Source organism: Cryobacterium gelidum (assembly GCF_004403985.1).
Taxonomy (GTDB): Bacteria; Actinomycetota; Actinomycetes; order Actinomycetales; family Microbacteriaceae; genus Cryobacterium; species Cryobacterium gelidum.
The window spans coordinates 1-6032 of sequence record NZ_SOHL01000019.1 but is presented as its reverse complement, the minus strand read 5'-3'; the positions used below and the strand labels follow the sequence as shown (position 1 = coordinate 6032).

General features: G+C 59.4%; 6 protein-coding genes and 1 pseudogene. 5 read left to right on the top strand and 2 right to left on the bottom strand.

All coding sequences use genetic code 11. The annotated features are described in order from the left end of the window. Positions 1 to 80: 80 nt before the first annotated feature. Positions 81 to 854 (bottom strand): IS3 family transposase, encoded by a 774-nt coding sequence (locus tag E3T50_RS11195; RefSeq protein WP_134551909.1) that lies wholly within the window; start codon positions 852 to 854, stop codon positions 81 to 83. Then, positions 779 to 1093, bottom strand: a complete 315-nt coding sequence (locus E3T50_RS11190; protein ID WP_134551907.1) for a transposase — start codon at positions 1091 to 1093, stop codon at positions 779 to 781. Before E3T50_RS11190 ends, E3T50_RS11195 begins: the two co-directional genes overlap by 76 nt. Here E3T50_RS11190 and E3T50_RS16780 point away from each other — a divergent pair, their 5' ends adjacent. From E3T50_RS16780 to E3T50_RS11165, 5 genes and pseudogenes are all read left to right on the top strand, one after another. Next, positions 1094 to 1621: an ATP-binding protein gene (locus E3T50_RS16780; RefSeq protein ID WP_338145359.1), complete on the top strand. Its 528-nt coding sequence runs from the start codon at positions 1094 to 1096 to the stop codon at positions 1619 to 1621. Positions 1622 to 2015: 394 nt separating this feature from the next. Beyond that, positions 2016 to 3095: an acyltransferase family protein gene (locus tag E3T50_RS11180; RefSeq protein ID WP_166784284.1), complete on the top strand. Its 1080-nt coding sequence runs from the start codon at positions 2016 to 2018 to the stop codon at positions 3093 to 3095. Positions 3096 to 3462: 367 nt separating this feature from the next. After that, complete coding sequence (istA, locus tag E3T50_RS11175; protein WP_134551903.1) at positions 3463 to 4698, top strand: IS21 family transposase; 1236 nt, start codon at positions 3463 to 3465, stop codon at positions 4696 to 4698. Continuing rightward, the gene (gene istB, locus E3T50_RS11170; RefSeq protein ID WP_134551901.1) at positions 4695 to 5453 is read left to right on the top strand and encodes an IS21-like element helper ATPase IstB; all 759 of its coding nucleotides are present in this window, start codon (positions 4695 to 4697) and stop codon (positions 5451 to 5453) included. Before istA ends, istB begins: the two co-directional genes overlap by 4 nt. A gap of 247 nt (positions 5454 to 5700) precedes the next feature. After that, positions 5701 to 6032 (top strand): annotated as a pseudogene (locus E3T50_RS11165) (IS30 family transposase); the annotation flags it as partial.

Here is a 6032-nt window from a genome sequence, read left to right as displayed (position 1 = left end):
AGGCACCAGACCCGGTCACGGCCGACAGATCAACGCAAGGACACGCCGGCGATGAGGCCGGCTGTCAATCCCAACACGGGTCAAGCCGCGACCTGGCCTGATGGGTTGATCGTCTCACAATCCCAGCAAATACCGGTCAATCCCATCGAGCGGGTGATGCCATTCTTTATCGCGAACGCGGTGATCTGGGCCGAGGCATATTGCGTGCCGCGGTCGCTGTGGAAGATGACTTGCGCCGGCCGTTCTCCGCGCAGCGTCATCGCCATCACGAGGGCCTCCTCGATCAAATCGGTCCTCATGTGGGCGGCGATGGCCCAGCCGATCACTCGGCGGCTGTGGGCGTCGATCACGGTCGCCAGATAGACCCACCCCTCCCAGGTTCTCAGATAGGTGATGTCACCGACCCAGACCTGGTTCAGGGCACCGGTGTCCCATTCGCGTTTGACCGCGTCGATCGGGTAAGCGTCGGCGTGGTCAATGGTCGTGGTGGTCTTCCACTTCTTCGGACAGATGCCGACCAATCCGAGGCGTTGCATGGTCTTGGCCACGGTCTTACGTGAGATGGTTTCCCCGTCGGCACGGAGGTCGGCGAGGATTCTCGGCGACCCATAAACCTCGTCGGAGTCGCCGTGGAACCACGCCACTTTCTGCTCGATACCCTCCCGCCGAATCATGCGGTCCGAGGGCTTCCGGTCGAGCCAGACGTAGTAGCCCGATCGAGACACCTCGAGCAGGCGGACCATGCGGGTGATGGTGAAGTTAGTCTTCTGCGCCAGTATCAGTTCGAACGCTTTGCGCTCGTATCCGACGCTTCCTGGGCGAAGAAGATGGACGCTTTTTTTAAAAACGCCCAGTCAAGTTTCAGATCCGCATTCTCTTTCCGCAACCGGAGCAACTCGGCCCGTTCCGACTCGGTGACAGTGGTCTCGCCGGTGTCGTTTCGGGCCTTGAAAGCGTTAACCCACCGACCCAGCGAGGCCTCGTTGATGCCGAGCTCGCGGGCCACGGTCGCAACGGCCCTGCCGGTGTTGATCACCAGCTTCACGGCCTCGTCTTTGTACTCAGGAGTGAACTCCCGGCGTGTGTTTCCCATGTGAACATTCTCTCTTGTGAGGTGTCCACTCAACGGGGGCAGGGCCACATAGGGCTTTTAGCAGTTAGAACGGACGCGGCCAAGGGGCTCCATCATCTCGTCGACGCTGCCTACGAGAAACGCTCTATCACGGTCTCGTCGAATCTGCACCCCGCGGGTTTCGACGGGCTCATGCCCAAAACCCTCGCGACCACGACCGTCGACCGGCTGCTCCACCACGCTCACGTCTGCCAGACGTCGGGTGAATCGAGCCGCCCCACGCAGGCCCTCGCTTGGGCAGGGCGTGACGCCGGTGAGTTAGCACTCCCTCCGCGCATGGCCAACGCCGCCAAACTCTTAGTAGGCAGATCTGTTGGCCATGAGTGGGCAGTTTTCATGGCCACCAGCGGGCATTTTCCGCCGCCGCCAGTGGGTCGTTCTTCAAGGCCCTTGACGTTGGATCGAGCAACTAAGAACTGCCTGCCCGTGGTGACCCAAAATTTCGAGTCCACAGGAGTGAGACGATTCCCCTTGAAGTCAGCTCATTAACGCGTTTGCCGACTATTACCTTCCGTGAGCGCTGACAGATACAGAATCGTACTAATGAAAAATCCGAAAACACGGTTGCTGAGACACTCCCCACGAACTCTGAGATGGCTCAATCTTTGCGGGCGTACAGGTAATATGTCCATAAACTATGGCTTCGCTTCGTGCGCCATGGAAGAGCGACGTTTTCGTGGGGTCATCGAATTAGCAATTTCGAAGGTCTCGCTCGGGGAAGAGCATGAGTGCGACTCTCGTCCACTCGTCAAAAATCGGCTACGTAGAGACTTGGGGTTATGTTGAATGAATGGATCCGCTCATTGAGGTGGGCCTGTTGGCACCGATCGGACAACGGGAAATCACATGACTTGATGGACTTGGAATGCACCCAGGGGAAATCGTGAGCGTGGGATCAGAAACAAGGTCTATTAATAGGGACAAACTCGCGTCATCGGTGATCCACGGACGGAGTGTCTGGGTTGATAATGTTCGTGGACTGGCGATTCTGCTCGTCGTGGTCGGCCATGTTATTCAGTTTGGATCACACGGCAACTTTGACTTCTTCAGTAATTGGACCTTTGTTGGAATATATGCGTTCCACATGCCGCTATTTGCCGCGGTGAGTGGTTACCTTGCATGCCGCACTTTTGAGAGACGGGGCAAAACGTCGATTCTCAAAGATCGTGTCCGTAGCCTAGTTGTACCTTTCCTAGCCTGGACTGCTCTCTTTGGTACGGCAGTTGCTATTGTCACGAAGAAATGGACAACTGCTGGAGAGGCAGCGGGCGGATTTCTAGCGCAATTCCTTTTTCCAGCGAGCACGCTCTGGTTCCTGATCTTTCTATTCTTCTCCTTCGTGATTGCTGCAGCGGCGCTTTATGCAGAACGGTGGATCGGCATACTCTCGTTGCCAATCTCAGTTCTTTTTGTTTTCGTTATCCCCCTAAATGATGCGCTATCAATCGGCCAGCTACGTTGGCTCTATCCATTCTTCCTGGCGGGGCTGCTTGCCAACCGGTACAAGCGTTGGCTTGGTCGGCACGAATCAGTGATTGTATGTGTGTCCACTGTCATCTTTTTTGCAGCCCTCTTGTGGTTTTGGCAGCGAGACTACTCCGTGTATTTGTCGGGAGGGCGACTGATCGGCGAGGACCTCGTCGAATCCATCATGATCTGGACTTACCGTTTTGTGCTTGGCGGAACTGGCGTCATCGCTGCGACTGGCGTCGTTCGGTTCGTCTCCAAACGCGTCCCGATGCGGCTCCTTCAAGCGCTGGGGCGTGCCTCCCTCGGGATTTACTGCTTGCAAACGTATTTTATGGTGCTGCTCGCTCACCTACCGGCGCCGGACTCACGAAGCTACTTCTTGCTCTATGTGCCCCTGGTCGCATGTTCCGTCCTTGTATGCACGTATCTGGGTACTCATTATGTACTCGAGAGACATAGGGTTTTACGAATTTTTCTACTCGGGGCGCGGTAGAAATACAGAGTGAATTGTTTGCCTGTGTTGTAGCTATAGTTAGCGTGACACTGGACTAGACGATGGCGAATCGTCATATCCCTCTACACCGAGGCCTCTACAAAATCACGGCTGCCTATTCTGTGGGAAGGGTCCGGGACTGATACGCTGTCGGGGTCCAGACCGCCCTACAAATCATGACGTTGGGCCGTGAGTAGCTTATTGAAGCGTCCCGGGGTTCATGCGAGCATTTTGTTGCCGGCTTCGATACTTTTCAAGTACTTCACTGTAATTGTCGGATTCAGATTCAATCGGTTGCATGTACTCCGAGACACCTGTTAACGCCGACCGAAAATAGGGCCACCAGCCACTATGGAGGGTGATCAATATGGACGATTGGGCGAGGATACGCCAACTGTTTTCAGCAGGCCAGCACTCGAAACGAGAGATCGGCCGGCTGGTCGGCGTTTCGCGGGGGACGGTCGATCGGGCGTTGGAGTCAGACCGTGTGCCTAAGTATCAGCGGGTCGCGACGGGGTCGAGTTTTGATGCGTATGCGGCGCAGGTCCGGGTGTTGTTGGCCGTGACGCCGCGGATGCCGGCGTCGACGCTGTCGGAGCGAGTTGGCTGGTTGGGGTCGGCGTCGGTATTCCGCGACAAGGTCGCCGCGATCCGTCCGGAGTATGTGCCGCCGGACCCGGCCGGTCGGTTAGTGCACGAGCCCGGCCGGCAGGTGCAGTGCGACCTCTGGTTCCCGCACGAGCCGCTGCCGTTGGGCCATGGCCAGGAGGGCATGCCGCCGGTGTTGGTGATGACCTCAACGTTCTCCGGCTTCTTCCAAGCGCTGATGTTGCCGTCGCGGACGACTCCGGACTTACTCGGCGGGATGTGGTCGCTGCTGCAAGCAGCCGGCGCAGTGCCGCCCCGGCTGACCTGGGACAACGAAACTGGCATCGGCAAGGGCAAACTCACCGAACGCACCGCCGCGTTTGCCGGGACCCTCGGCACCGAGATCAAGCTGCTCAAGGCCCGCGACCCAGAGTCGAGTGGGATGGTCGAGCGCCGTAACCGGTTCTTCCGATCGTCGTTCATGCCGGGGCGGCACTTCGCGTCGCCGCAGGACTTCAACGAACAGATCACCGACTGGTTGCCGCTGGCCAATGCGCGTCATTCCCGGTCGCGGCGGGCGCGCCCGATGGATCTGATCGAGAAGGACCGCGCGGCGATGCGCCCGCTGTCGCCGGTGCCGCCCGACGTCCTCTTTCGCAACACGGTCCGCCTGCCGCGGGATTACTACGTCCGGGTGCTCTCCAACGACTACTCCGTCGCGCCGGCGATGATCGGACGGCTCGTCGATGTGACCGCCAGCCTCGACACTGTCAACATCACTCACAACGGGGTGAACGTCACTTCTCATGAGCGGGCGTGGGCTCGAGCGTTGACGGTGACCGACCCACAGCATGTCGCTCAGGCCGACGTGCTGCGGCGCCAGTTCCAGTCGCTGCGGCATCGCCGCCCTCAACCGATGGTCGCGTTCGTGGAGACGGCCAGCCTGGCGACCTACGACAGTTTGTTCGGCGTGGAGGCCGGCCCCGACCTGCATGACTTGGACGTGGTCGCATGAGCGGCGCCGCGGCCTCACAGATCGAGTATTACGCTCGGGCGCTGCGCGCGCCGAGGATCGGCGATGTGTTCCGACGTCTGGGCGATCAGGCCCGTGACGCGGGCTGGTCGCACGAGGAATACCTCGCCGCGGTCCTCTCCCGCGAGGTGTCCGAACGCGAAGCGTCCGGCGCGGCGCTGCGGATCAAAGCGGCCCGGTTCCCCGACCACAAGACCCTCGAGGACTTCAACTTTGATCACCAACCCAGCGCCGACCGAAACCTGCTCGCGCACCTAGGCACGAGCACGTTCGTCAGCGAACCGAAAAACGTTGTGCTCCTCGGCCCGCCCGGCACCGGCAAGACCCACCTCGCCGGCGCACTCGGCGTCCAGGCGGCCAAGCACGGCCACCGAGTCCTTTTCGACACCGCCACCGGCTGGGTTGCCCGATTGCAGGAAGCTCATTCCCGGGGCAAGCTCGCTGCTGAGCTCACGCGGCTGCGGCGCTACAGCGTGCTCATCTGCGATGAAGTTGGCTACATTCCCTTTGACCAGGACGCCGCGAATTTGTTCTTCCAGCTCGTCGCGAGCCGTTATGAACATGCATCGCTGATCCTCACGAGCAATCTGGCCTTCGGCCGCTGGGGGGAGGTCTTCGGTGACCAGACCGTCGCCTCCGCGATGATCGACCGGATCGTGCACCATGCCGACGTTCTCAGCCTCAAAGGCGTCAGCTATCGGCTCAAAAGCCACCAGCCCGCCGCTGATACGACATAGTAGAAAACACAGATATTGGTCCTGTTTTCAATCGGCACTATTGGCCCTGTTTTGGCTCGGCGTTAACAACACCATGTAACCGTCGATTAGGGAGCCAGTTGTTGTGTGTCTCGCAGGGGCAGGTACTGTGCGCCTGGCTCACTACCGTTGGGTTTTGGCGCATCAAATTCAGCGTCGGCTTGTCGGCAGCGTTAGACCTGGCGGGATTCTATTGATCGAAGCAACACCTACTTTTAGGTGGTTTGAAATGCTTCATCGTTCTTCTTCAGCAGCAGGTGTGCGGTTTCTCGCCTCGATCAAGGAGGGGCGCGGTCTCAAACCCTCCGCCCGCGACGCCGGCATCGGCAAGGAAGTCGGCTACCGCTGGCTACGAGAGAAATACCTCGACCTGCGTCGCGGCGGGAAGACTCCTGCCGAGTCAACGGCGGCGCTCGGATTCACGACCTCGCGTCTCTTAGCGTGGGAGGCGGACGTCGATCGCACTGATGATCGGCATCATCTGAGGGTCGACGTCGACGAGGAGGCAGCATTCTGGGTGTCCTTCGATGCCGGACAGAGCGCCGACCGGGGGGCCAATGC